This window comes from Martinezella rhizogenes (assembly GCF_000799715.1).
Taxonomy (GTDB): Bacteria; Pseudomonadota; Alphaproteobacteria; order Rhizobiales; family Rhizobiaceae; genus Rhizobium; species Rhizobium rhizogenes_C.
Map to the genome: position 1 here is coordinate 454,097 of NZ_JUHG01000011.1, position 23,914 is coordinate 478,010.

The 23,914-nt window shown below is 61.1% G+C and carries 18 protein-coding genes; 6 read left to right on the forward strand and 12 right to left on the reverse strand.

Features of this window, described 5'->3' with window-relative positions:
- The first annotated feature begins 38 nt into the window (after nt 1-38).
- The 4 genes from EX00_RS06180 (at nt 39) to EX00_RS06195 (ending at nt 3,881) form a co-directional block, all read left to right on the forward strand.
- The gene (locus EX00_RS06180; protein WP_047455162.1) at nt 39-530 is read left to right on the forward strand and encodes a SixA phosphatase family protein; all 492 of its coding nucleotides are present in this window, start codon (nt 39-41) and stop codon (nt 528-530) included.
- A gap of 126 nt (nt 531-656) precedes the next feature.
- On the forward strand, nt 657-2,132 hold the full coding sequence (locus EX00_RS06185; RefSeq protein WP_047455164.1) for a YcjX family GTP-binding protein: 1,476 nt from the start codon (nt 657-659) through the stop codon (nt 2,130-2,132).
- Entirely contained in the window at nt 2,129-3,217 is a 1,089-nt protein-coding gene (locus EX00_RS06190) for a YcjF family protein (protein WP_047455165.1), read from the forward strand. The genes EX00_RS06185 and EX00_RS06190 overlap by 4 nt, the downstream gene beginning before the upstream one ends.
- Before the next feature lie 112 nt (nt 3,218-3,329).
- Nucleotides 3,330-3,881, forward strand: a complete 552-nt coding sequence (locus EX00_RS06195) for a hypothetical protein (protein ID WP_047455167.1) — start codon at nt 3,330-3,332, stop codon at nt 3,879-3,881.
- Between the two features lie 63 nt (nt 3,882-3,944).
- On the opposite strand, the gene folK is transcribed toward EX00_RS06195, so the two are convergent.
- From folK to folP, 3 genes are read right to left on the reverse strand one after another with little or no spacing between them, the layout of a single operon-like run.
- Nucleotides 3,945-4,463, reverse strand: coding sequence for a 2-amino-4-hydroxy-6-hydroxymethyldihydropteridine diphosphokinase (gene folK, locus EX00_RS06200; RefSeq protein WP_047455169.1), 519 nt, complete (start codon nt 4,461-4,463; stop codon nt 3,945-3,947).
- Nucleotides 4,456-4,818, reverse strand: a complete 363-nt coding sequence (gene folB, locus EX00_RS06205) for a dihydroneopterin aldolase (RefSeq protein ID WP_047455170.1) — start codon at nt 4,816-4,818, stop codon at nt 4,456-4,458. Before folB ends, folK begins: the two co-directional genes overlap by 8 nt.
- A gap of 5 nt (nt 4,819-4,823) precedes the next feature.
- A complete protein-coding gene (gene folP, locus EX00_RS06210) occupies nt 4,824-5,687 on the reverse strand; it encodes a dihydropteroate synthase (protein WP_047455172.1) in 864 nt (287 codons plus the stop codon).
- A 102-nt stretch (nt 5,688-5,789) separates the two neighbouring features.
- On the opposite strand from folP, the gene EX00_RS06215 reads away from it, so the two are divergent.
- Nucleotides 5,790-6,410, forward strand: coding sequence for a DUF922 domain-containing Zn-dependent protease (locus EX00_RS06215; protein ID WP_047455174.1), 621 nt, complete (start codon nt 5,790-5,792; stop codon nt 6,408-6,410).
- Nucleotides 6,411-6,784: 374 nt separating this feature from the next.
- On the opposite strand, the gene EX00_RS06220 is transcribed toward EX00_RS06215, so the two are convergent.
- Together EX00_RS06220 and EX00_RS06225 are read right to left on the reverse strand one after the other, a co-directional pair.
- Nucleotides 6,785-7,105 (reverse strand): 2Fe-2S iron-sulfur cluster-binding protein, encoded by a 321-nt coding sequence (locus EX00_RS06220; RefSeq protein WP_047455176.1) that lies wholly within the window; start codon nt 7,103-7,105, stop codon nt 6,785-6,787.
- A gap of 149 nt (nt 7,106-7,254) precedes the next feature.
- Complete coding sequence (locus EX00_RS06225; RefSeq protein ID WP_047455177.1) at nt 7,255-7,623, reverse strand: Hpt domain-containing protein; 369 nt, start codon at nt 7,621-7,623, stop codon at nt 7,255-7,257.
- 497 nt (nt 7,624-8,120) lie between these two features.
- Here EX00_RS06225 and EX00_RS06230 point away from each other — a divergent pair, with 497 nt between their 5' ends.
- Nucleotides 8,121-14,810, forward strand: coding sequence for an apolipoprotein A-IV repeat region-like domain-containing protein (locus EX00_RS06230; protein ID WP_047455179.1), 6,690 nt, complete (start codon nt 8,121-8,123; stop codon nt 14,808-14,810).
- Between the two features lie 132 nt (nt 14,811-14,942).
- On the opposite strand, the gene EX00_RS06235 is transcribed toward EX00_RS06230, so the two are convergent.
- From EX00_RS06235 to EX00_RS06265, 7 genes are all read right to left on the reverse strand, one after another.
- Nucleotides 14,943-15,824 (reverse strand): alpha/beta fold hydrolase, encoded by an 882-nt coding sequence (locus EX00_RS06235; RefSeq protein ID WP_047455181.1) that lies wholly within the window; start codon nt 15,822-15,824, stop codon nt 14,943-14,945.
- Nucleotides 15,825-16,057: 233 nt separating this feature from the next.
- On the reverse strand, nt 16,058-16,387 hold the full coding sequence (locus tag EX00_RS06240; protein ID WP_047455183.1) for an RcnB family protein: 330 nt from the start codon (nt 16,385-16,387) through the stop codon (nt 16,058-16,060).
- Nucleotides 16,388-16,609: 222 nt separating this feature from the next.
- Nucleotides 16,610-18,220: a glycoside hydrolase family 43 protein gene (locus tag EX00_RS06245; protein ID WP_047455185.1), complete on the reverse strand. Its 1,611-nt coding sequence runs from the start codon at nt 18,218-18,220 to the stop codon at nt 16,610-16,612.
- A 105-nt stretch (nt 18,221-18,325) separates the two neighbouring features.
- Nucleotides 18,326-19,357 carry an L-glyceraldehyde 3-phosphate reductase gene (gene mgrA, locus EX00_RS06250; RefSeq protein WP_047455186.1) on the reverse strand — a complete coding sequence of 344 codons (1,032 nt, stop codon included), beginning with the start codon at nt 19,355-19,357 and terminating at the stop codon, nt 18,326-18,328.
- Nucleotides 19,358-19,427: 70 nt separating this feature from the next.
- Nucleotides 19,428-20,561 (reverse strand): Gfo/Idh/MocA family protein, encoded by a 1,134-nt coding sequence (locus EX00_RS06255; protein ID WP_047455188.1) that lies wholly within the window; start codon nt 20,559-20,561, stop codon nt 19,428-19,430.
- 11 nt (nt 20,562-20,572) lie between these two features.
- Nucleotides 20,573-21,334 carry a sugar phosphate isomerase/epimerase family protein gene (locus EX00_RS06260; protein WP_047457496.1) on the reverse strand — a complete coding sequence of 254 codons (762 nt, stop codon included), beginning with the start codon at nt 21,332-21,334 and terminating at the stop codon, nt 20,573-20,575.
- 81 nt (nt 21,335-21,415) lie between these two features.
- Nucleotides 21,416-23,878, reverse strand: a complete 2,463-nt coding sequence (locus EX00_RS06265; protein ID WP_047455190.1) for a beta-mannosidase — start codon at nt 23,876-23,878, stop codon at nt 21,416-21,418.
- Nucleotides 23,879-23,914 lie beyond the last annotated feature (36 nt).

Here is a 23,914-nt window from a genome sequence, read left to right on the forward strand (position 1 = left end):
GATACGTCAAGGGATAAATCCAGCATGGGAATTTCGCCATGACCAGCATCTCACCGCCGCCTTCCAGGATTTACCTGTTGCGTCATGCCCAGGCTCAGCACGCCGCCCCCGGCCAGCGGGATTTCGACCGGCCGCTGAGCGACGATGGCTATGCGGCGGCCGAGATCGTTGCCGACAAGGCCGCGGACAAGGATTACAAGCCGGATCTCGTCATTTCCTCGACGGCGCTGCGCTGCCGCCAGACCGCCGATGCCGTCCGCCGCGCCATCACCCCGCCTCCCGAATTCCGTTTCGTCGATGCGCTCTACAATGCGACGCTGGGCACCTATCTGGAAATCATCTCCTCGCAAGTGACCGAGGACTCCGTGATGCTGGTCGGCCATAACCCGATCATCGAACAGACGCTGGAAGCCTTGATCGGTCATGATGCACTGGTCGCCGCCCTGCCCAGCGGCTTTCCGACCGCCGGCCTTGCCGTGATCGACACTACATCCTCGGGCTGGATCCTGACGGAATTCATCACCGAATAGAGCCCGTTGGAAATATCGGGCCGGACGATGATTTAGTGAGTTTGGATGTATAAAGCCTGCTCATCTTTTCGGCGCTTATATTGCTTCCTATATTGACGACCACGCTGTCCATTCAGGGATCCCGCCTTGCCGCCAAGCCTGACCTCCTTCACGGACGACGCCCGGATTGCCTTCGACAATCTCGTCGACCGCACAACGGGCCTCGTCAATCCGACGATTCGTCTTGGCGTCACCGGCCTTTCGCGCTCGGGCAAGACCGTCTTCATTTCCTCGCTGGTGCACAATCTGCTGAACGGCGGACGGCTGCCGCTGTTCGAGCCGGTGCAATCCGGCCGCGTCTCGGCCGTGCGTCTGGAACCGCAGCCGGATGACGCCGTGCCGCGATTCCAGTATGAGGACCACATTCGCGCGTTGGTGAAGGAGCGTATCTGGCCGGATTCGACACGGGCGATCTCCGAGCTGCGCATCACGCTGGACTACCAGAGCGCCAGCGGCTGGAACCGATTGTTCTCGCCCGGCCGCCTTTCCATCGACATCGTCGACTATCCCGGCGAATGGCTGCTCGATCTGCCATTGCTGGCCAAGGATTTCCGCACGTTCAGCGAAGAGACTCTGGCGCTGGCAAAGACCGGCGTCCGCGCAGAACTCTCCCAGAAGTGGCTGGCGATGACGCAAGCGATCGACATCGCCGCACCGGCGGACGAGATGACGGCGCGCGACCTCGCAACCGCCTTTGCCGACTATCTCAAGGCCTGCAAGTCCGACGAACGTTCGCTGTCGACCCTGCCGCCCGGCCGCTTCCTGTTGCCCGGCGATCTCGACGGCTCACCGGCGCTCACTTTCGCGCCGTTGATACCGGCGAGCGAAACCATTGCGCCAAAAGGCTCGCTCTGGGCAATGATGGAGCGGCGCTACGAGGCCTATAAATCCGTCGTGGTCAAACCCTTCTTCCGCGAGCATTTCGCTCGGCTGGACCGGCAGATCGTCCTTGTCGATGCATTGCAGGCGATCAATCGCGGTCCGGAAGCTGTGCAGGACTTGGAACGCGCACTGACCGATGTGCTCGCCTGCTTCCGTCCCGGCACCAATTCCCTGTTATCCTCCCTGCTCGGCCGCCGCATCGACCGCGTGCTGGTCGCCGCAACCAAAGCTGATCATCTTCATCACGAAAGCCATGACCGCCTGGAAGCCTTGACACGCCGCCTGGTGGAGCGCGCCATCGACCGCATCGGCATGGCCGGCGCCGGCATCGACGTCATGGCCATTGCTTCGGTGCGCGCCACGCGCGAGGCGACGGTGAAACGCGACGGCCAGACCCTCCCCGTCATCGTCGGCACACCGATGGATGGGGAAACGATCGCCGGCGAGCGCTTCGACGGCAATCGCAAGACGGCGGTCTTTCCCGGCGACCTGCCGGAAAATCCGCAATGGCTGTTCGATGCGCTTGACCCCGGCGCGACAAATGTCCATCTGCCCGAGGTGAATGTCGTCCGCTTCCGTCCGCCGGAGCTGGACGAGACCGGCGCCGGCATCAAACTCTCCGTGCCGCATATCCGCCTCGACCGCGCCATGCAGTTCCTGTTCGGAGACCGCCTCGCATGACGAAGCCGACAAAAGACGATCTCAAGGGCCTTTCCCGTCGCCCCGCCGCCTTTTCGCTGGAGCTGGAGACCGCAAGGGATGGTGCCCACACCAAAACGGCAACAGAGACGCCGCGCCGCAAGCCGCAGAGCTTCGACACCGAAATCGTTCTGACACCGGATGAGGAAGATCCGTTCCTCAATCCCGCCCTTACCGCATCGGATGCAGAAGCCGCCACTGCCGCGCCGCGCCGCCGCAGATTCTCCTTCGGCAAGGTCGCCTTCAGCGCCTTCGGCATTCTCGTATCGCTCGCCTTCGGCCTGTGGACCGATGAATTGATTCGCAATCTGTTCAGCCGCGCCGATTGGCTCGGCTATACGGCACTGACTGTTCTCGCCATCGGCATCCTCGCAGTGCTTGCCATCGTCGTTCGCGAGACAGCCGGCATGATGCGGCTCGCGGCAGTGCAGACGATCAAGGCGGAAGCGGACGCAGCTATTATCGAGACGCGACCGGCGCGCGCCAAAGCGCTGGTCCGGCGTCTATGCACCCTGCTGGAAGCTAACCCGGCGACAGCAAAGGGTCGCGCCACGCTGAAAGCCGCCGAAGACGATATCATCGACGCTCCGCACCTTATCGAGCTTGCCGAACGCGAGCTGCTCGGCCCGCTCGATCGCAGCGCCCGCGCACTCATTCTTGGGGCGTCGAAACGCGTGTCCGTCGTCACCGCCGTCAGTCCGCGCGCGCTCGTCGATATCCTCTACGTCCTCTACGAATCAGCTAAATTGGTCCGCGCCATGGCGGAACTCTATGGCGGCAGGCCCGGCGGGCTCGGGATGCTCAAGCTGATGCGAGATGTGCTCGCCCATCTCGCCGTCACCGGCTCCATCGCCGTCGGAGACAGCATCGTGCAGCAGTTGATCGGCCATGGTCTCGCCTCGAAACTCTCGGCCCGGCTGGGCGAAGGTGTCGTCAATGGCATGATGACGGCGCGCATCGGCATCGCCGCCATGGATCTCTGCCGCCCTCTGTCCTTCAAAGCATTGAAACGGCCGGGCATCGGCGATTTCGTCGGTGACCTCGCTCCGAACATCACCGGCAGCTGAATGCCGCAAGTGCCCGCGAAAGCGGCTTTCTCCTTCATGAGAAACCAAGCATTAACCATTCTAAGGCAAAAGTGGACATCAGTCTCAGGTTCCTCTTCGTTAGGGAATGTCCATGTTTTCGCGCCAGTTTCTTCTTGTTAGCGGCCTTGCCGCCGCAGCCCTTTCCCTAGGTGCCTGGGTGCATTCAGCCGACGCGGGATCCCGTGATAAGGCCTTCTTCCAGTCGGTCGCCGGCTCCTGGCGTGGCCCGGGCGAAATCGTTGCCGGCAAATACAAGGGCACAAAGTTCACCTGCAATCTCACAGGTCAGGCGCTCGACGGCGGTTCTACCGGTGTGAAGCTCGACGGCACCTGCCGCGTCGGCGTCTTCCAGCAGCCGATGTCAGCTGAAATCACCCAGAACGGCGGCAGCTATAGCGGCAAGTTCCTGGACGGAGCGGCGGGCAAGGGTCTCGACGTCACCTCGGGCACCGTCAGCGACGGTACGGTGGTTCTCGGCCTCAACCGCCAGAAGCTGAACGGCGCCATGATCGCTCGCGTCACCGACAAGAAGTCGATGAACGTCACGATCTCAGTCAAGGTCGGTGAACAGATGGTGCCGGTGATCGGCGTCACGCTGCAGCGCGCCGATGTCGACCAGATGGCCGTGGGATCGATTGAGTAGCCCCTGACTCATCGCTATGTCTGAAGAGGCCGGCATCGAAATGCCGGCTTTTTCGTTTGCGACTCAGGCGGTACGCCACCAGTCGCGGTTTTCATCCGCAATCTCGATCCCCTGCACGTCCACCGCGCCCAACCAATCCTTAACCTTCCGTCCCTTAACCACGAGATCGGCAGCGAAATCCGCAAGCGGCTTCAGCACGAATCCCCGCTCGGTCATGCGCGGATGCGGGATCGTCAGCAAGGGCTCCGCCTGCTCGATGTCGCCATAGGTCAGAACATCGATATCGATGGTCCTCGGCCCCCATCGCTCGAGCCGCACCCGCTTCATCTCGCGTTCGATATCGAGGCACACGTCGAGCAGTGCTTCCGGCGACAGCGTCGTATCGACGGCTGCGCAGGCGTTATAGAAGAAGGATTGGTCGGTCTTGCCCCATGGCGGCGTGCGATAGACACACGAAACCACGGCAACACGGCAATCGGCGCGCGCGTCCAGAGTCCGTAAGGCAAGCGCCATGGCCCGCACCGGATTGTCGAGATTGCCGCCGAGGCCGAGGGTGGCGCGCGAAAAACCAGCTTCAGGCAAAGTGTTCAACGCTCACCTGCACATAATCGAGAACGCCCGGAACCGGCGCGTTGGGTTTGCGCACGGTGATCTTCGCCCGGCGGATATTCGGAAAACGCCGACACAATTCCTTGGCGACGTCCAGCGCCAGCGCTTCGATCAGATAACGGCGGCGGCCGGTGACGATTTCCTCGATGACGCTGAAGGCGATGCCGTAGTTGACGGTATCGACGATCGAATCCTTATCCAGCGCATCGCCGCCATCGACGTCGAGTTCGGCATCGACAAAGAAGCGCTGGCCGAGGAATTCTTCTTCATCATGCACGCCATGGCGGGCAAAGAAGGCACAGTTCTGAAGGGTGATGGTGTAGATCATATCGCTTATGGCGTCCTGCCGCCTAATTTCGCCCGTGTCCTGAGGATAGCATCAGCGACCGCCAGCGCGTCCCTGTTAATTGCGACATTGTGTACCCGAAAAATCGCAGCTCCCTGCAAACGCAATATGGCGCTGGTCGCCGCCGTCCCCACGTCCCGTTCCGATGCGTCGCGCCCTGTAACCGCGCCGACGAAGCGCTTGCGCGATGTGCCGGCCAGCAGGGGCAATTCGAAACGCAGCAGCGCGTTGAAGCGCGCCATCAACTCGAGATTTTCCTCGGTATCCTTGGCAAAACCAAAGCCGGGATCGAGCACGATATTCTGTCTGTCCACGCCGGCGGCGGCGGCGATATCGAGCGATCGGCTCAAAAACAGCACCTGGTCGTCGATGACATCGGTGAGCTTCTGGCGATCGCGGCCGGTATGCATAATGCAGAGCCCCGCACCCGTCTGTGCCGCTAACGCAGCAATCTCAGGTTCTCGCTGTAACCCAAAGATATCGTTGACGATATGCGCGCCGGCGCCGATCGCCAGCCGCGCCGTATCGGCGCGATAGGTGTCGATGGAGATCAGCGCATCCGTCTTGCCGCGCAACGCCTCGATGACGGGCAGCACCCGCCCTTGCTCTTCGGTGGCACTGACGGCATCCGCGTTCGGCTTGGTCGACTCTCCGCCGATATCGATGATATCAGCGCCGTCTTCGACACAGGCAAGCGCATGGGCAACCGCCGCGTCGACAGCCTCATAGTGGCCGCCGTCGGAAAAGGAATCCGGCGTTACGTTGACGATCGCCATGATGACGCTCTGTTCGCCGACATCGAGCCTACGCCCATGCGCGACATGCCAGCTATGGCTGCGAAGCTCCGTCACGAACCGTCCATCCCATTGAAAATGAAAAAACCTCGCGCCTGATATTGCGCTCGCTGTGCCTATGCCGCAAGCTTGATCGAAGTTCAACTGGTAGCAGCATGAATGCCGTTTGCATCCCGCCACATCCGCGTTCCGCTCATCCTGTTGCTTCTGTGCAGCATTTGCGGTGTGGCGGAAGCGGAGGTGATCGCCCGCAAATCCGTGTCCTATTTCGACATCAAGGGCAACAGTGCCGATACGCTCGATGCGTCGTTGAATGCGCGCGGACCGCTCGCCATGGGCTCCAGCAGCCATCATCCCGGCGCCACGAAAATCCGCTTCGGCGGCAATGCCACCTATGAACAAAGAGACGGGCGCTGCCATATTGCCGGCGCCAAGATCACGGTCGATACCGAAATCATCCTGCCGCGCTGGCGCGACCGCCGGTATGCGAGCCGGCAACTATCAATGATCTGGGATACGCTTTCGGCCGACATCCGGCGCCATGAGGACCGGCATGTGGATATCGCACGCCAGCATGCGCGTCGGATGGAACAACGGATCCTCGCTCTGCCGCCGGCCAAGGATTGCGATATGCTTCAGGATAAGGCGAACGACGTCACAGCGCGGGAAACGGAACTTCATGACAAGGACCAAGCCCGGTTCGACCGAATCGAGGCGCTGAATTTCCAGAATCGCATGCAGCGACTGCTGACCTATCGCAGTCAGCGAAGCCGCGAATAATAGGCGTCGAGACGGTTTTCCACCGAAATCATACTTTGATCACAGCCACCTGTGTGAAAACTGTCACTATTACCTGTGAATCGTTCACCAGTTTCGCTCTTTGAACTTTACGAGAATCTAAAACAGGTTCTTCCTAGCAGTTACAGCGCTGATCCGATGCTGGCGGATCGAAAGGCGAAAAAGAGAAAAGCTTTTCGCAAAGACCTGTCAGAGTTCTGCTCGTGATGCATATATCCAGGTGTTCTCCTGGCGCATCCTGAAACCACAGGTGTTTCCTCCCTTGCCTGTTGGTGATGCGCCCGCCTTGCCTCGCTCGCTGCGACAAGCTGAGCGAGGCATCTTTTTGCCAACCTTATGGAAAGATTGCCTGTTTGTCAGGCCTGACGTTCAGGAACGTGCACGACGAGACCGTCGAGCGCCTGCGTCACCTTGATCTGACAGGAGAGCCGTGAACTCGGACGGACGTCGAAGGCGAAGTCCAGCATGTCCTCTTCCATCGGCTGCGGACCGCCAACCTTCTCCACCCAGTCTTCGTCGACATAGACATGACAGGTAGCGCAGGCACAAGCGCCGCCACATTCGGCGTCGATGCCAGGAACGGAGTTGCGAACGGCATTCTCCATCACTGTGGAGCCCTCGTCGGCATTGAGGTCGAAACGCGTGCCGTCGAAAGCAACGATGGTCAGTTTGGTCATATCAATGAATTCCGGTACTCGTGTGTGAAGGGTGATCCGGAATTTTTCTTCCACCAATTCCCGGGGGCAGTCAACATTTGCGCCGCCGAAACGGCGGAAACCGTTTGGCGGCGCAATGACAAGAATTCTTGGTTTCCGGCCGTCTCAGTTCAACGCGACAGCTTGAGAATGAAATTCTCGGCCTCGATGACGCTGGTCGTGACCGTCGCCATGCAGGAAGCGTCGCCGGCGTCGCTTTCAAGCGCACTGGCGGCATCCGCCACCTTGAATGCGCCAACCGCGCTGGCGGCACCCTTCAGCCGATGCGATGCGGCGCGGACGCGCTTGCTGTCGCCGCTGCTGATTTCCTGCAGACAGGACCGGGCCTGCCGAGCAAACATCTGAAGCACTTCCACTTCCAGGGCCTTGTCGCCCATCGTCTGCTTCGCCAGATGAACCAGGTCGATCGCCCGCTCGCGCGATGGCGCCACGCCCCGCGAATTATCCGGGGCCTCGAACGCGATATTCAATGCTGCCATGTGCCAATTCTCCCGTCTTATATATATATCCATGACTTCTTTGGGATCTGCCGCATACTTGCGGCCTGCAGATGGCCATCGAGTTAAATTTTGGCACATTCAGGGCGCAAATCTTGCGACATGGTTAATGCGCGTTAAACATGGCTAAATTCTTTGATTTTCACCGGGTTCCGCAGTTAAAAAATGTTAACAACGCATTAATGTCGTGATGAACCGAGGGCGGATTTAATTGTCACGCTTGGGGGAATGTGTCACTACGATACTGTTAAATTGGGTTTATGGCGCATGCCTTTGCCCAAGGAGTGGATAGTGGTAATGTTTTCATACCTTCCGTTTGATAAAGCGGGTATCCACCCTGAAATGTAATGGGAAATCCATCTCGACATCAGTCGAAGACGGGTGACCTCGCGGGAGGCAGGGGTCGTCTTTTCCGGACGTGGCGGATTTTCTGGAAAAGACACGGCAGGCCCGAGTGAGTTGTAACGAGGCGTAACCGTATGGCGAACAAAAAGTACATCGAGTCGATCGAGGACAAGGCCTTTCAGGCATTGGACGAAGCTTTACAGATCGATTTCAGTGAGGATAGCTTGGAGTCTCGCGGCGGTTCAACGCCTGATGCCCCGGAGGCAAATGTGTCTGAGCCATCGAATCCGCCTGCAGCACAGCCTGAGGACGATGCCGTCCGCAAGGCATCCGCAGCGCGCAGCACGACCGCTGCCGCAACAGCGGCTCGCCCCGCCGACGCGCCGAGGAGCCCAGTCCTTGCTCCGGCCAATGACACCAACCGCGCCAGCCCGGCGAGCATCCTGAAAGCGCTCGATGGCGGCTCCCAAAGCAACGCGGTCCGCAACGCGACGATCGTCTCGCTATTCTGGATCGTCGGCGGGGCCGGTCTTGCCTTCCTGCTTTACGGCGATCAGATCCGCAACATCCGCACGCTCGCCGATCTGGCCGCCCTTCCCGGCGTCATCGCCTGCAGCATCGGCATCATCGTTCCCGTCCTTCTCTTCTATGCCTTTGGCATGATGATTTCGCGCGCACAGGACATGCGCAACGCCGCCCGCTCCATGGCTGAGGTGGCATTGCGCCTCGTCGAGCCGGAAACCGTCGCCTCCGAACGCATCATGACGGTCGGACAGGCCGTGCGCCGCGAAGTCTCGGCCATGAATGAAGGCATCGAGCGGACGATCGCCCGCGCCACCGAGCTTGAGACGCTGGTTCATACCGAAGTGAACGCGCTCGAGCGCAGCTATGCCGATAACGAGCTGCGCGTACGCGGCCTCGTGCATGAACTCGGCTCGGAGCGCGACGCGATCGTCAACCATGCCGAACGCATTCGCTCCTCAATCGTAGGCGTGCATGAGCAGATCCGGGAAGATCTGTCGCTGGCGACCGAGGAAATCGCCGTCCGCCTGTCGACCTCCGGCGAGGCCTTCGCCTCGATGATCGACACGCGCGCCGCCACGCTGATGGAGACATCCGATGCCGCCGTGGACGCGCTCGGCACCCTGCTGTCCGCCAAGACCGACAGCTTGCTGCAGAATCTCAATGCCTCCGGCTTCGCGCTGAGCCAGGAATTCGATGCACGCCTGGAATCTCTGTCATCTACCCTTGCCGAACGCGGCAAGGAACTGGTGGGCCAATTCGAGACCCGCGCATCGACGCTCGATGCCAATACAGAGAAGCTGAACACCGCGCTCAACGAGCGTGCCCGTCAGCTCAACGAAACACTGGTCGCCCGCACCCGCGAAATCAGCGAGAGCCTGACCGGCAGCGAGCGCTCGATCACCGGTACGCTTGACGCAGTTCTCTCCAAGCTGAACAGCAGCCTCGACGAAAAGGGCGCGAGCTTCCGCCAGAGCCTGCAATCGACCGCCGACGATACCATCATGGATATCGACCTTCGCTCCGGCTTCTTCGAAGAGCGGTTCCAGTCGACCGTGGCGCATCTCTCGACCACCTTCGATGAGCGCGTCTCTGAATTCACCTCCGCCTTCGACAAGCGCGCCGGCTCGCTGGACAGCAAGCTGTCGGAAAGCCTGGCGCAGATTAACGAGACGCTGAGCGGCGGCTCGGATGCCATTGATGGCATTCTGACCTCCAGCATCGAACGCCTCGGCTCTTCGCTGACCGACCAGTCCTTCGCGCTGGCAACGACGTTTGCGACAGGACAGGAAGTGCTGGAAAGCGCAATCGGCGACAGAGCCGGCGCCTTCACCTCCGCGGTGCAGGGCGTAGCACGCGATGTCTCGACGGTCCTCAAGAGTGGCACGGACGAACTGACTTCGGCCTTTGCCGGTCGCTCGGCCGAGCTGACCGACACGCTCGCGGCCCATTCCGGCGAATTCACCAAAACCGTGCAGACGGCCACAACGGACATCTCCTCTGCCCTCAACAAGGGCACGAGCGAGCTGACCAGCACCTTCCTCGGCCGCGCCAACGAGATCAACAACACGCTATCTGCCCGCACCAGCGAAATCACCCAGGCGCTGGGCTCCGCGCATGAGCATGTCGACGCCGTCATGGCCGAGCGCAGCAGCGCGCTGTTCGGCGCTCTCTCCGACCACCAGACGCGCTTTGAGCAGTCGCTGGCAGACCGCTCCGCAGGTATCATCAACGCCGTCAGCGGCACCCATGAGACCCTGACCTCCGCACTCGACGAGCGCACGTCGAAGCTGACAAGTTCGCTTGCGGAAAGCCAGGTTCGTCTCGAAAACACGCTGGCAAGCCGCGCAGACACGTTCGCAAATACCGTCGCCGACACTCACAGCAAGATCGCCGACACGCTCGACGACAAGGCTATGTCTCTTGCTATCGCGCTTTCGGAGGGCCAGTCTCGTATCGAGGACACGCTGAACAACCGTGCCGAGATCCTGACCAGCACATTGGCCGATACGCACGCAAAGATCGCCGATACGTTCGACGATAAGGCCATGGCACTTGCCATTACGCTTTCCGATGGCCAGTCGCGTATCGAAGACACGTTGAATAGCCGCACCGAGAGCCTGACCAGCACGCTGGCGGAAACGCATAGCAAGATTGCCGACACGCTGGATGATAAAGCCATTGCCCTCGCCATTGCCCTCTCGGAAAGCCAGGCAAGGCTGGAAGACACCGTTGCCGGCCATGCCGAAGCGGTCGCCAATACGATGGACGGCAAGACCAAGGCTCTTGCTGCCGCATTGACCCACGGCCAGTCGCGCCTTGAGGAGACGCTGGCCCATCGTGCTGAGGCGATCACCAACGCCTTCTCAGGCAACCACAGCGCCGTTGCCGACACGCTGGATCAGAAGGCTGTCGCCTTGGCCGCCTCGCTGGCCGATACGCAAGCGCGCCTGGAAAATTCGCTTTCCAGCCGCATGGATGCGCTCGCCAACACGGTCGCCGGCACCCATGACAAGATCGTCAACAGCCTTGACGACAAGACGCTGGCCCTTGCCATCGCATTGTCCGACAACCAGGCCCGGATCGAAGAAACGCTGGCAAACAGCGCAGACGCGATCACCCAGTCGATCAACCATGGCCATGCCGCGCTGACAGATACGCTCGACGACAAGAGCATGGCATTCGCCATCTCACTCGCCGAGAACCAGAGCCGCTTCGAAGGGACCCTGGAAGCCCGGGCCAATGCCCTGCTCGACAGTGTTGCCGGAGCAGAGTCCCGCGTCGCCGGCGCCTTTGGCGACAAGGCCGATGCCATTCGCGCCGCCTATACCGAAAATCAGGAACGCCTCGACCGTTCGCTCAGCAGCCATACCGATACGCTCTCCGGCCTGCTCGGCAGCAGCAGCGACCGTATCGAAACCGTCGTCGGCGGTTCGGCTGAACGCGTCGAAAAGGCGCTCGGCGCCGGCCTGTCGCAGATGGACGAGAACCTTGCTTCCGCCTATGAGCGCATGCGTTCCACTTTGGACGATCGCAGCAACGCCATCAGCGTGACGCTCCGCGACGCCCATGCCCAGATCGACAATACCCTGATGGAACAGGCGACTGCGATCGGAACGTCTATCGCCACCAGCGCCAGCATGCTGGAAATGTCCCTTGAGGATCGCGAAGCTTCGCTGCGCCAGACCATCGACGCCAGCGCAAAGACACTCGAAGAGCGTCTCAACAGCGGCGCCGGCGATATTGCCGGCCGCATCCAGCAGGCAGCCGGTGATATCGAGCGTTCGGCCGCGAACTTCTCCACCAGCCTTAACCAGTCGGTCGACGGCATGACCAGCCGCTTCGCCGACACCGGTTCGCGCGTCGAAGCCAGCCTGTCCGCTCTTGAAAATCGTATCCATGAAGGCGTTGGCGGCGTTGCCGCTCAGGTCGATGCCGCCGGCAACCGGCTGTCCGACACGCTGGCAAGCGGCGCTGCCCGAATCGACAGCAGCGGCGACGATGCTGCGACCCGCCTCACCTCCGCGCTCGACACCCGTCTGGCAAGCATGGCCGAGGCACTCGACAGCCGCACGATCCATCTGAACCAGGCGCTCGAAAGCGGCAGCGCCCGCATCGAAGAGCGCCTGTCGACCATGGACCGCGCGCTGAACCTCGGCCTCGAAGCCGTCAATCGCACCATCGAAGGCAAGGCTACCAATCTCGCCACGACACTGCGCACCGCCGTCGCCGATGCCGCCCAGGGCATGGATAGCGAAGCCACGCGCACCGCCGACCTGCTCGCCCGTACCGGCCAGCAATTCGCCGACGACCTTGGCAACCACAGCGACGCCTTCACCCGCGTCATGAGCGAGCGTTCGGAAGAAATCGTCGGCCGCGTCTCCGAGACGCACAATCGCCTGGCGAGCCAGGCCGCCGCCGTCGCCCAGACCTTCTCGGAAGCCGGCAACGCAATCGTCAACAAGGTTGCCGAAGCCGAGACCCTGGTCGGCAACCAGGTCAACGCCATCTCGCAGGCCCTGTCTTCCGCAGAACAGTCGCTGGAAGTCCGTGGCGCCGCCATCCGCAACACGCTCACCGGCGGCAGCGAACAGATCGCCTCCACCATGGCGCAAGTCGAGCGCGCGCTGGACGAACGCAGCAATGCAATCCGCTCCAACCTGGAAGAACGCGCCAACGAGATCAATGCGACGCTGGCTGATGTCGACAAGGCTCTGGAAGCCCGCGGTACCTCGATCCGTACCTCGCTCGACGAGCGCACCCGCGAGCTCAACTCCATGCTCGCCGGCCGCTCCACCGAACTGTCGCGCCTGATCGATGAAAAGGCACGCCCAATCGTCGACCGCTACGCGGCAACCGGCCAGGAAGCAGCGGCCCTTATCTCGCAGGCCGCTCAGGAAAGCACCGACCGCCTGCGCGCGGAAAACGCAGCCCTGATCGACGCCATCGCGTCGCGCACCAATGATACGCTGGCGGCAATCTCCGCCCGCACCGAACATGCCGCCAATACCGTCAGCTCGCTGGAGAACAACCTGCTTGCCAGCGTCAACGGCATCATCGAACGGCTGGCGGACAACAACTCGACCATCGTCGGCATGCTGAACAACGCCGCCCAGGAGTTCGCCGCTGTCGACGGTCGCCTCAGCGCGACGTCCGCACAGTTTGCCGACTCCGCATCGAAGGCTGGCGAAATGGTCTCCGCTTCGACCCGGCTTCTCGAAGGCAAGGTCGACAAGCTCGCGGATATCTCTGGCAAGACGCTGTCGCAGGTCGGCGGTATCATCGGCCGCTTCGACGAGCATTCCAAGGTGCTGACGCAGGCATCCCAGCTTCTGGGTGCCGCGCAGTCAAACCTCGTCTCGACGCTGGAAGAGCGCGAAACCGCGCTGCAAAACCTGTCCATAGGCCTGGTGCAGCGCTCGGAAGAGATCGAAAACACCATGCGCGCCCTCGGCAGCATGGTGGAGACAGCCTTCGACCGTGCCGAACAGCGCTCCAACCAGGTCACCGGCAATCTGCGCCAGGGCGTGCAGTCCTCCTTCGCCGATATCGGCCGCGTTCTTTCCGAAGCGGAAAAGCGCGCCGAAGAAGCGGCGGAGACCATGCGCGGCACGTTGCAGAAGGCTGGCGAAGAAGCCAACCAGTCCATCGAGAGCACCTTCGCCAACGCCGAGCGTCGCTCGGGCGATCTGACGAACCGTCTTCGCGGTGGCCTCTCGGCTTCGATCGCGGATGTCGAACAGATGCTCTCCGAAGCCGGCAAGTCCTCGGACGGCGCGGCTCAGCAGCTCCGTGAAACGCTGCGTGTTGCCGTTGACGACGCTGTTGGTCGCTTCTCTGGCGCAACCGATGAGATCCGCCGCTCGGCGGGCGACATTCGCCGGGAGCTCGACCTCACCCGCAGCGAACTGAAGCGCGGTGCCTTCGACCTTCCGGAAGAAGCCAAGGAAAGTGCTGCCGCCATGCGCCGCGCGGTGGCCGAGCAGATCAAGGCCCTGCAGGATATTTCGCAGATCGTTGGTCGCTCGACACAGCACCTCGAAATCTCCGAGCCGACGGCCCGTACGATTGCCGACGTACAGCCGGCCCAGCGTCCGCGCCCGGCAGCACCCGCAGCCGCTGCTCCCGCTCCCCGGCCGCAGCAGCCCGCCCCGCAGGCACCGGTCGCTCAGCAGGCAGTACCGCAGCCTGCCCCGCAACAGCCGGCTCCGCAGCCGCAGCAGCCCTCGATCGAGGCTCTGGGCCTGCGCGGCACCATCGCCGCCGAACGCCCGGTCGCTCCGCAGCCGCGTCCGACGGAAGCTCCGGTTCCCGCGCGCCAGGAAACGGCTGGTGGCGGCTGGATCAGCGACCTTCTTCGCGGCGCATCGCGCGATGAACATGCCGACCTGCAGCCGGCACGTCAGGCCACTCCGCGCACGCAAACGGAATCGGCCCCCGCAGCCCGCAATCCCCGTCATGTGGTGGAATCGCTGAACTCGCTCTCGGTCGACATCGCCCGCGCCATCGACCACGATGCCTCAGTTGACCTGTGGCGCCGTTATCAGCGCGGCGAACGGGATGTCTTCACTCGCCGTCTCTACACGCTGAAGGGCCAGCAGACCTTTGACGAGATCAAGCGCAAGTACGACCGCGAACCGGAATTCCGCACCGCCGTAGACCGCTACATCGCCGATTTCGAAAAGCTGCTGGCAGACGTCGCCCGCACCGACCGCGACCGCACCGTCACCCAGTCCTACCTGACCTCCGACACCGGCAAGGTCTACACCATGCTGGCCCACGCGGCAGGCCGCCTGAGCTGATTGTTCAAAACGATAAGCGAAACTAGAAATCCCCGGTCATTGCGCCGGGGATTTTTGATTCTGGCAGAAAATCTTGTTTGAGATGTAAAGAATTAATCCCAGTGCGGCTCATCCGCAAATACCCTCAAAGATCTATAGGAGAGAAAGCACCGCCTCCGCAAAGGCGCCCGGAGCCTCCTGCGGTAGATTGTGCCCCACGCCAGCTATGATCCGACGCGCATAATGTACGGAGAAATGAGCCGCATCACGGTCAGCCGTTTGCGGCGGATCGACGCCGTCGTCGGCTCCCTGCAATACGATTGTCGGCACCGTGATATCGGGTTGTTTCGCCAGACGCGCCTCGATCTCTGCGAAAGCCGGGTCGCCGGCAATGCCGCCGAATCTATGCCGATAGGAGTGAATAACGACATCAACGAAATCGGGATTGTCGAAAGCGACGGCACTGCAGTCAAAGGTCTCGTCGTCAAACGCCCATGTCGGAGACCATAGCCGCCAGAGGAGGCGACAGAACTCGCGGCGATTTGCGGTAAGACCGGCTCTGCCGCGCTCCGAATGGAAGTAATATTGGTACCAGTAGCGAGCCTCCTCTTCGGGAGAAACAGGCAGTCCTGCCTGAGCGATATTCTGAATATTGTAGCCAGCACCGCAGCTCACCAGACCACGAACACGCGCCGGCCAGAGCGCTGCGACGATGCAAGCCGCCCTGCCGCCCCAATCATAACCGCCGAGAATGGCGCTCTCAATCGCGAGCGCATCCATCAAGGCCAGCAAATCCGCTCCAAGAGCCGCTTGTTCACCGGAATGAGGCGTCTCCGCCGAAAGGAAGCGCGTTGGGCCGCAGCCTCGAAGAAACGGGACTATGCAGCGCAACCCTTTGCCTGCCAATTGCCGTGCAACGTCATCATAGGCATGCACGTCATAGGGAAAGCCATGGAGCAATAAAACAGGAAAGCCATCCTCTAGGCCGGTCTCCTCATAGGCGACGTCGAGTACACCAGCAGCGATCGTCTTCATTGCCGTTCCTTTCCTCGGGATTGGCCCGATTAAGACGACATTCCCCGTTACCGCAAAATCGGATTCTTGCGGCCAAAAATCCAACAGACCCACCGTCGGACCATCGAAAACAAAGAAACCACCTGAAGCGATCTGCTGCAAGTGGCTTCGCGGCACGGCCAGACGCCGATGCTGTTAAACGAAAGGCGGCCCAATCGAACCGCCTCTCTGCACTTCCGATATCAGGTCCGCCCTCAACGGGCGTTGACCACCTTGGAGATCAAACCACTGGTCATGCCGACGAGCAGGAAGTTATTCTTGATGCGAACCCAGTGATAGCCGCGCGGCGGAGCCGACAGGCGGTGGCGACGATAATCGACGTTGGCGGCACGGTGACGATCGGATGCCGACAAGCGACGACCCGTGACCCAGCCACCCTTGCGAACAACGACCTTCTTCTTGACCACGTCTTTCTTGACGACAACGACCTGCTTGTTCGCCGGCGCTGCATTAGCCTCAGTGGCCACTGCCAGCGGCGTTGCCAGAACCGAGGCGGTGAGAAGGATGGAAAGGAATTTTCTCATTGGGACGTTTCCTCGATTCACGATCTGCAAAGGAGGCTTCTATCCCACGAAGGATGAAGCGAACCTGACGGTTCCATTACATTTTTGTAATAAAAATTAGATGCTTGCCGGGATTTACTGATAAAATGAGTGCAACAAACCATCAACAGTTCGCATTTCAAAGAAATACCGCCCGCCCTTGCGGATAAGGGCGTCCCGATAATCGGTCAATGATCAGGAAAATCAAAGCTCGTCGTAATTGAACCAATCGAAATCGGCGGTCTTTGCCCGCCCCGACGTATCGAAGGCGAACATGCCGACGAAGGCGCCGGTGAAGGAGCCATGTTCGCCACGACCGCCCTCATCGGAGATCACGCCGGCGTCGAGCACAGGGCCGATCGCCTGCCACGCCCCCATGCCTTCGGCTTGCCAGAAAAACTGCAGGTCGTTGTCGTAGACTTCCATGGCAAGCTGGATGCGCCCATCGGGAACGGCAACACCGCCATCGATCGGAAAGATCAGCCGGCCGTTCGGATAATCGCCGCCGCAGGTCATGATGGTGACACAGCGGCCGAGTTTCTCATGCAGGGTCACGGCGATCGCATGCAGCTTGAAGCGATTATAGTAATGCGTCAGCCCCGCGACCTGCTGATAGGTATCCGGCTGGAACTCTACGACGGTCTCGGCGCGGAAGCTGTGGTGCTCCTGCCGGCGGGCGACCAGCGCCTGTTCGAACCAGGAGCCGATGCTTTCGCGCGCGAAGAGCCGCAGATGACCTGATCGATCCGTCAGGCTGAAGATGCGCTCCGGCTGCGGCGTGCGCAGCCATTGGAAATCCGCCGGCAGGTTGCCGCCGTCGAAATTATAGCCACTGCGGCGCGGCTTCTCGATACGCTCAGCGCCGTTCAGGCCGGGCACCTCGACATCCGGGACCGTAGTGCCATTTTCCAGATAGAGCCAGCCGTCTTCCTTCCAGACGCATTTCTGCAGGCTGGTCTCGCGGCCAAGCGTGCAGCGACGATGCGGCGGCAGTGGACGGCCGGAAAGATGCGTATGGTAGAACTGCCCATCCGGCGTCTCGACATACTGGCCATGCCCAGCCCGCTGCAAGGCCGCGTCCGGGCGATCCTTCGAGGTGATCAAATGCCTGTTCGGATGCAGCTCGTACGGACCGTCGATATTGCGCGAGCGTGCCATGGTAACAGCGTGGTCATAGCCCGTGCCCCCCTCGGCGGTGGTCAGATAATACCAGCCGTTGCGCTTGAAGAGATGCGGGCCTTCGACCAGGCCTAGTTCGGTGCCGGCGAAAATGTTCTTGATCGGACCCTTCAGCGATTTCGTCGCAGCATCCCATTCCTGCAACAGGATACCATCGAAAGCCGGCGTCTTCGGCGAGCCGCCATAGCTTTCCGTGCGCTGGTTCCATTGCATGTTGACGAGCCATTTGCGGCCGTCCTCGTCATGGAAGAGTGATGGGTCAAAGCCCGAGGAGTTGACATAGGATGGCTCGGACCATTCGCCTTCGATCGTCGGAGAGGTCGCGATATAGTTATGGGCATCCTTGAAATTGCCGTCGTAGCGCTTGACGTCGGTGTAGACCAGCCAGAACAGGCCATCGGCATAGGAAAGGCATGGCGCCCAGATGCCGCAGCTATCGGGGTCGCCGCGCATATCAAGCTGCGAGGCCCGCTCCAGCGGTCGGCGCACCAGCGTCCAGTTCACCAGATCGCGCGAATGATGGATCTGCACGCCCGGATACCATTCGAAGGTCGACGTGGCGATGTAGTAATCCTCGCCGACGCGGCAGATGGATGGATCGGGGTTGAAGCCCGGCAGGATCGGGTTGCGGATCATGGGACATCTCCTCCAGAGAACACACCAATATGCGCCGTTCGGACGGCAATATGACATCAAGACAAAGAAAAACGCCCGGAACCAGGTCCGGGCGTTTTCGATTGATCAGTCGCGCTCGGCCGACTTGGCCCAGAGATTAATGTCGGCCTCGCGGGCGTAGACATCGATCTCCTTCAACTCTTCCGCGGTGAATTCGAGATTGTCGAGCGCCTTGACGCAATCGACGATCTGCGACGACCGGCTGGCGCCGATCAGCGCCGAGGTGATGCGGCCGCCGCGCAGAACCCAGGCGATTGCCATCTGCGCCAGCGTCTGGCCCCGCTTTTCGGCGATCTGGTTGAGCTTCTGGATATTCTCGAGGATCGACGGACGAATGAAGTCGCGCTTCAGGAAATGGTTCTGGGCGGCGCGGCTGTCGCTGGGGATGCCACCAAGATATTTTGTCGTCAGCATGCCCTGGGCAAGCGGCGAGAAGACGATGGAGCCGATGCCCAGATCTTCCAGCGTATCGACCAGACCATCATCCTCGACCCAGCGGTTGAGCATGGAGTAGCTCGGCTGGTGGATCAGGCAAGGCGTGCCGAGCTCCTTCAGAATTGCGGCAGCCTCGCGCGTGCGCTGCGAATTATAGGAGGAGATGCCGACATAGAGCGCCCTGCCCGAACGGACGATATGGTCGAGCGCCGCGCAGGTTTCTTCGAGTGGTGTATCCGGGTCGAAACGGTGGGAATAGAAGATATCGACATAGTCGAGACCCATGCGTTTCAGGCTCTGGTCGCAGGACGCGATCAGATACTTGCGGCTGCCCCATTCGCCATAGGGACCCGGCCACATGTCGTATCCGGCCTTCGACGAGATGATCAGCTCATCGCGCAGACCGGCGAAGTCAGTGCGCAGGATCTCGCCGAAAGCGGTTTCGGCGCTGCCGGGAGGCGGGCCGTAATTGTTGGCGAGGTCGAAATGGGTGATGCCGAGATCGAAGGCGGTGCGGCACATGTCGACCTTGCGGTCATGCGGCGTGTCGCCACCGAAATTGTGCCAAAGCCCCAGCGAAACCGCCGGCAGCTTCAGGCCGGAACGGCCCGTTCTGTTGTATTTCATTTTTGCATAACGGTCAGATGCCGGTTGCCAAGCCATGATACCAATTCCTTTGAGATAAAAAACGCGCGAGCTAACCCACCCGCGCGCAAACTAGCTTTTCCTGCGTCTACTTCAAGAGCGCCTGCGCCTCTTCGATGCCAAGTGCCGCCGGCTGCGTGCAGGTCGTGGCCAAGTCGATGAAGCGGTTTTCCGCACCCGATTTCAGGATCGAGGTCATAACGTCGACGCCATGCAGCGTGCGGTCGAGCGAGCAACGCGCATCGCGCCCGTCGATCAGCGATGCCGCCATGTCTGCAAGACCGGCCGTGCGATAGTTGGCGCGCGCGCCGCTCGGGCTTTCCTGGTTGGCGATGCCGAAGGGATGTGCCCAGTCGGCGAGCGGCTTGATGTCCTTGTCGCGGCCGCTGGCCTCGACCACACCGCCAAAGAAATTCGGGTCGGGCACGTAGAGCGAGCCCTCGGTGCCGTAGAGCTCCATATTGGCGTGACGATGCGACCAGACGTCCCAGCTCGCCGTTACCGTCACCGTGGCGCCGCTGACGAATTCCAGCAGCGCCTGGATCGTCGTCGGCGTCTTCACCGGGATAGTCTCGCCATTGCGCGGCTGGCTGGTGATGGTGCGGGTTTCCGACGCCATCGAGGTCATCGCGCCGACGCGCTTCACCGGACCGATGAGGTTGATCAGGTTGGCGATATAGTAAGGGCCGAGATCGAGGATCGGACCGCCGCCCGGTAGGAAGAAGAAGTCCGGGTTCGGATGCCACATTTCCATGCCCGGGCTCATGACGTGGCAAGTGCCCGACGTCACGCGGCCGATGCCGCCGTCGTCGATGAACTTGCGGGCGAGCTGGTGCGCGCCGCCGAGGAAGGTATCGGGAGCGCAGCCGACGGCAAGCCCCTTCTCCTTGGCGATGCGACGCAGCTCCTCGCCCTGCTCCAGGGTCAGCACCAGAGGCTTTTCCGAATAGACGTGCTTTCCGGCCTCCAGAATGCGCTTGGAGATCGGAAAATGTGCGTCCGGGATCGTCAGGTTGACGATGACGTCGAGCTCGTCATTGGCGAGCAGGTCGTCCACCGTCTGCGCCTTGACCTGATATTCCTCGGCGCGCAGGCGCGCCGCATCCATGTTGATATCAGCGCAGGCGAGCACCTTCAGGCCCTTGAAGAGCGGAGAGAGCTTGAAGTAGGTCGTTGAGATATTGCCGCATCCGAGGATGCCGACGCCAAGTTCCTTAGCCATGGGATAGTGCCTCAGTAGGTCTTGAAGGATGCGATGGAGCGCGTGATCAGACGATCGATATCGTTCGGATTGTCATGCTCGATAACGTAGTGCTTGGCCTTGGTGCCGGCGAGCACCTTCAGCAGCTTCTGCCACGGAACGGTGCCATGGCCGAGATCGGCCCAGCCGTCTTCGTCCTTGTTCTCGCCGGCGGCCGCAATGTCCTTGACGTGAACCGACGTGATGCGCGGGCCGAGCTTTTCGATCCAGGCGAAGGGATCGCCGCCGCCACGGATGACCCAGGCGATGTCGGCTTCCCACGAGATACCAGGAGCGCCTTCGAAGATCTGCTCGATCGGCAGCGAGCCGTCGGCCTGCTTGACGAATTCGAAGTCGTGATTATGCCAGCCGAATTCGAAGCCCGCGTCCTTGTAGGGCTTGCTCATCTCCTGCAGGCGCTTGCCAAAAGCAAGCCAGCCGGCGGCGTCCGTCGGGCGCTGATCGGCGGCCAGATGCGGTGCGTAGATCGAATCCATGCCGAGGGTCTTGGCGATCGTCAGTGACTTCTGCACCTGACCATCGAGGAAATCCGGGCTGAAATGGCCGCTCGCCATCACCAGGCCGTTCTGGTCAAGTTCGGCGCGAAGATTCTTGAGGCCAGCCTCGTCGAGATCGGCATAGATGCCGCCGAAGCCCTCGACTTCCGCATAGCCGGCCTTGCCGAGCTTTACGAACACATCGGAATAGGGCTGAAAGTTGCGGGCGCTATAAATCTGAAATCCAAGTTTCGTCATCGTCATGCTCTCCATTGGCCTCGCGGCCTTCTGTCATGGGCCAACGGCCCTGAAATACCGCCGGATGGCGGCCGGATATCCTCAGTCCACCGATTGGCTGGACTGCAGGTCGTAAATGCGGAAGTCCGGAACAGCGCCGGCAAGCGGCGTTGTCGGCGTAAAGACGATACGGCGGCTTTCGCCGGCGGCGAGGTCGAAGGCGTTGTCGGAATAACGCCCATCGGTCTCACTCTCGATCATCACGAACAGCGCCAGTCCCCGAGCGGTGACGGTCAGCTCCACCGTGCCGTTTTCCTCGATCTCTTTCCTCTGGACCGTCAGGCCCGCTGGTTGAAGCTCCAGCGCCTTGTAGGTGCCGTGAACATAGTGCCCCTCGCCGCCCATGCCATTCGAAGCTGTGAAGCGCCACGCCAGCAGGCAATCGGCCGGCACCTGCGAGGCATCGATGGACAATGCGGTGACGGCCGCATCCGGCGTGCAGACCGCATGCGCCGTCGTCAGCGGCACACGCTCGCCGTCGAGCTTGAGCAGCGATACAGCGACATCGACGGTGACATCGACAGTGGTGTCATTGACCAGTGACAAGCGGATGGTCTTGTTGTCCTCGGACGGGATCGCCGCAACCGAGACTGGCTGGAAGAAGCGGCGCACCAGATAGTGCATTACCTTCCAACGCCCACCGTAGTCGAGGCTCGACCATGAGGCCACCGGCCAGGTGTCGTTGAGCTGCCAATAGATCGTGCCCATGCAATGCGGCTTGAGCGAGCGCCAATATTCCACTGCCGTCTTGATGGCGAGGCCCTGCTGCACCTGGCTCAGATAGACGAAGTTCGGGAAATCCTTGGGAAAGCGGAAATAGCGGAACATCGTGCCGGCAATGCGCTCGTTGCCGCCGGCATTCTTCTGGTGCAGCTCCATGACTGGAGACGCGATGTTCATGTCCTTGACGTCGGCATAGGTCTTGATGACCGGCAGCGATGTGTAGGACTGGAAGCCGAATTCCGAGCAGAAGCGCGGGCGCACAGAGCGATAATTGTCGAAGGATTTGTTCTCGTGCCAGACCGACCAGTAATGCATGTCGCCGGAGCCGTCGGCATGCCAGGCATCGCCGAAGTTGAGATAGCCGGAAGCAGGGCTTGAGGGCCACCAGATTGCATCGGGTGCGGCCTTCTTCATCGCCTGCTCGATCGTCCGGTTCAGACGGTCGTAGGAGACGAGATAACGGTCGCGGTCGTTGCGTGATTCCTCGAACCAGGTGAGCGCTCCCACCAGCTCATTGTCGCCGCACCAGAGCGCGATCGACGGATGCGTCGCCAGGCGCCGGACCTGATAACCCACTTCGTCTGCGACATTTTCGAGGAAGTCTCCGGTCGAGGGATAGAGATTGCAGGCAAACATGAAGTCCTGCCAGACCATCAGCCCGAGCCCGTCGCAGATATCGTAGAACCAGTCATGCTCATAGAAACCGCCGCCCCAGACGCGGATGATGTTCATGTTGGCGGCCGCCGCCGACTGCAACAGGTCCTCGGTCAAGGCGGGGCTGGAGCGTGAAAACAGCGCATCCGCGGGGATCCAGTTGGCGCCGCGCGCAAAGATCTCGTGGCCATTGACCTTGAGGGCAAAGCGGCTGCCCACCTCGTCCTCGTCGGTGATCAGTTCGACGGTACGCAGACCGATCTGCCTCATCACGGTTTCGGAATTGGTCTCAACAGACAGCGCGTAGAGCGCCTGCTCGCCGCTGCCCGCCGGCCACCAGAGTTTCGGCTTGTCGATATGGAAGACATGGGTGATCGAGGTCTCGCCGACATTGACGCCGATATCGAGCCGCAACCGCTCGTCATCGAGAGCAAAATAGACCTGCGCGACACCGGTGCCCTTCGCAAACAGCGCCGCGGTCACTTTGAGATCGACCGAGCCGTCCGCATTGTGGAACTGCTGCGTGACAACGTTCTCGATGCGGGCAATCTCGAGCTTCTTCAGCGCGATGGTGCCGTAGAGCCCAAGAGGAGCGACGGCAATGTTCCAATCCCAGCCGAAATGGCATTGCGGCTTGCGCAGCATGTTACCGTTCGGGATCGGTGAGTTGGCCGTGCTGTAAGGGATATAGAATGGCTGCTTCGCCTGCAGCTCGGCACCCGCCTTGACGCTGGAATGCAGCACGATGCGGATGGTGTTCTCGCCGGCCTTCAGCGCTTTCGAAACGTCGGGGCGATAGCGCTGGAAGCTGTTGTTGCCCTCAAGTACGAGTACGTCGTTGACATAGACGCTCGCCACCGTATCGAGATAGTCGATATCCAGATACCAACTGCCGCTGGCATCATCGACATTGAAGTTGCGTGCGATTTGCCAGTCCTGATTGGCGACCCACTGCACCACCTCTTCATTCCGTCCGAAATAGGGATCGGGAATGAGGTCGGCGGCGTGAAGCGCGGTATGGACGTCGCCGGGAACCGGCATGGAAAGGGAGTGATCGCTGTCGGGAGACGTGAGCCGCCACGAACCAGCCAGATCGAGATTGAAACCATCATTGAATACAGACGACATCGGACTTCCTCGGACCGCTATGAGCGGAGGCGGCCA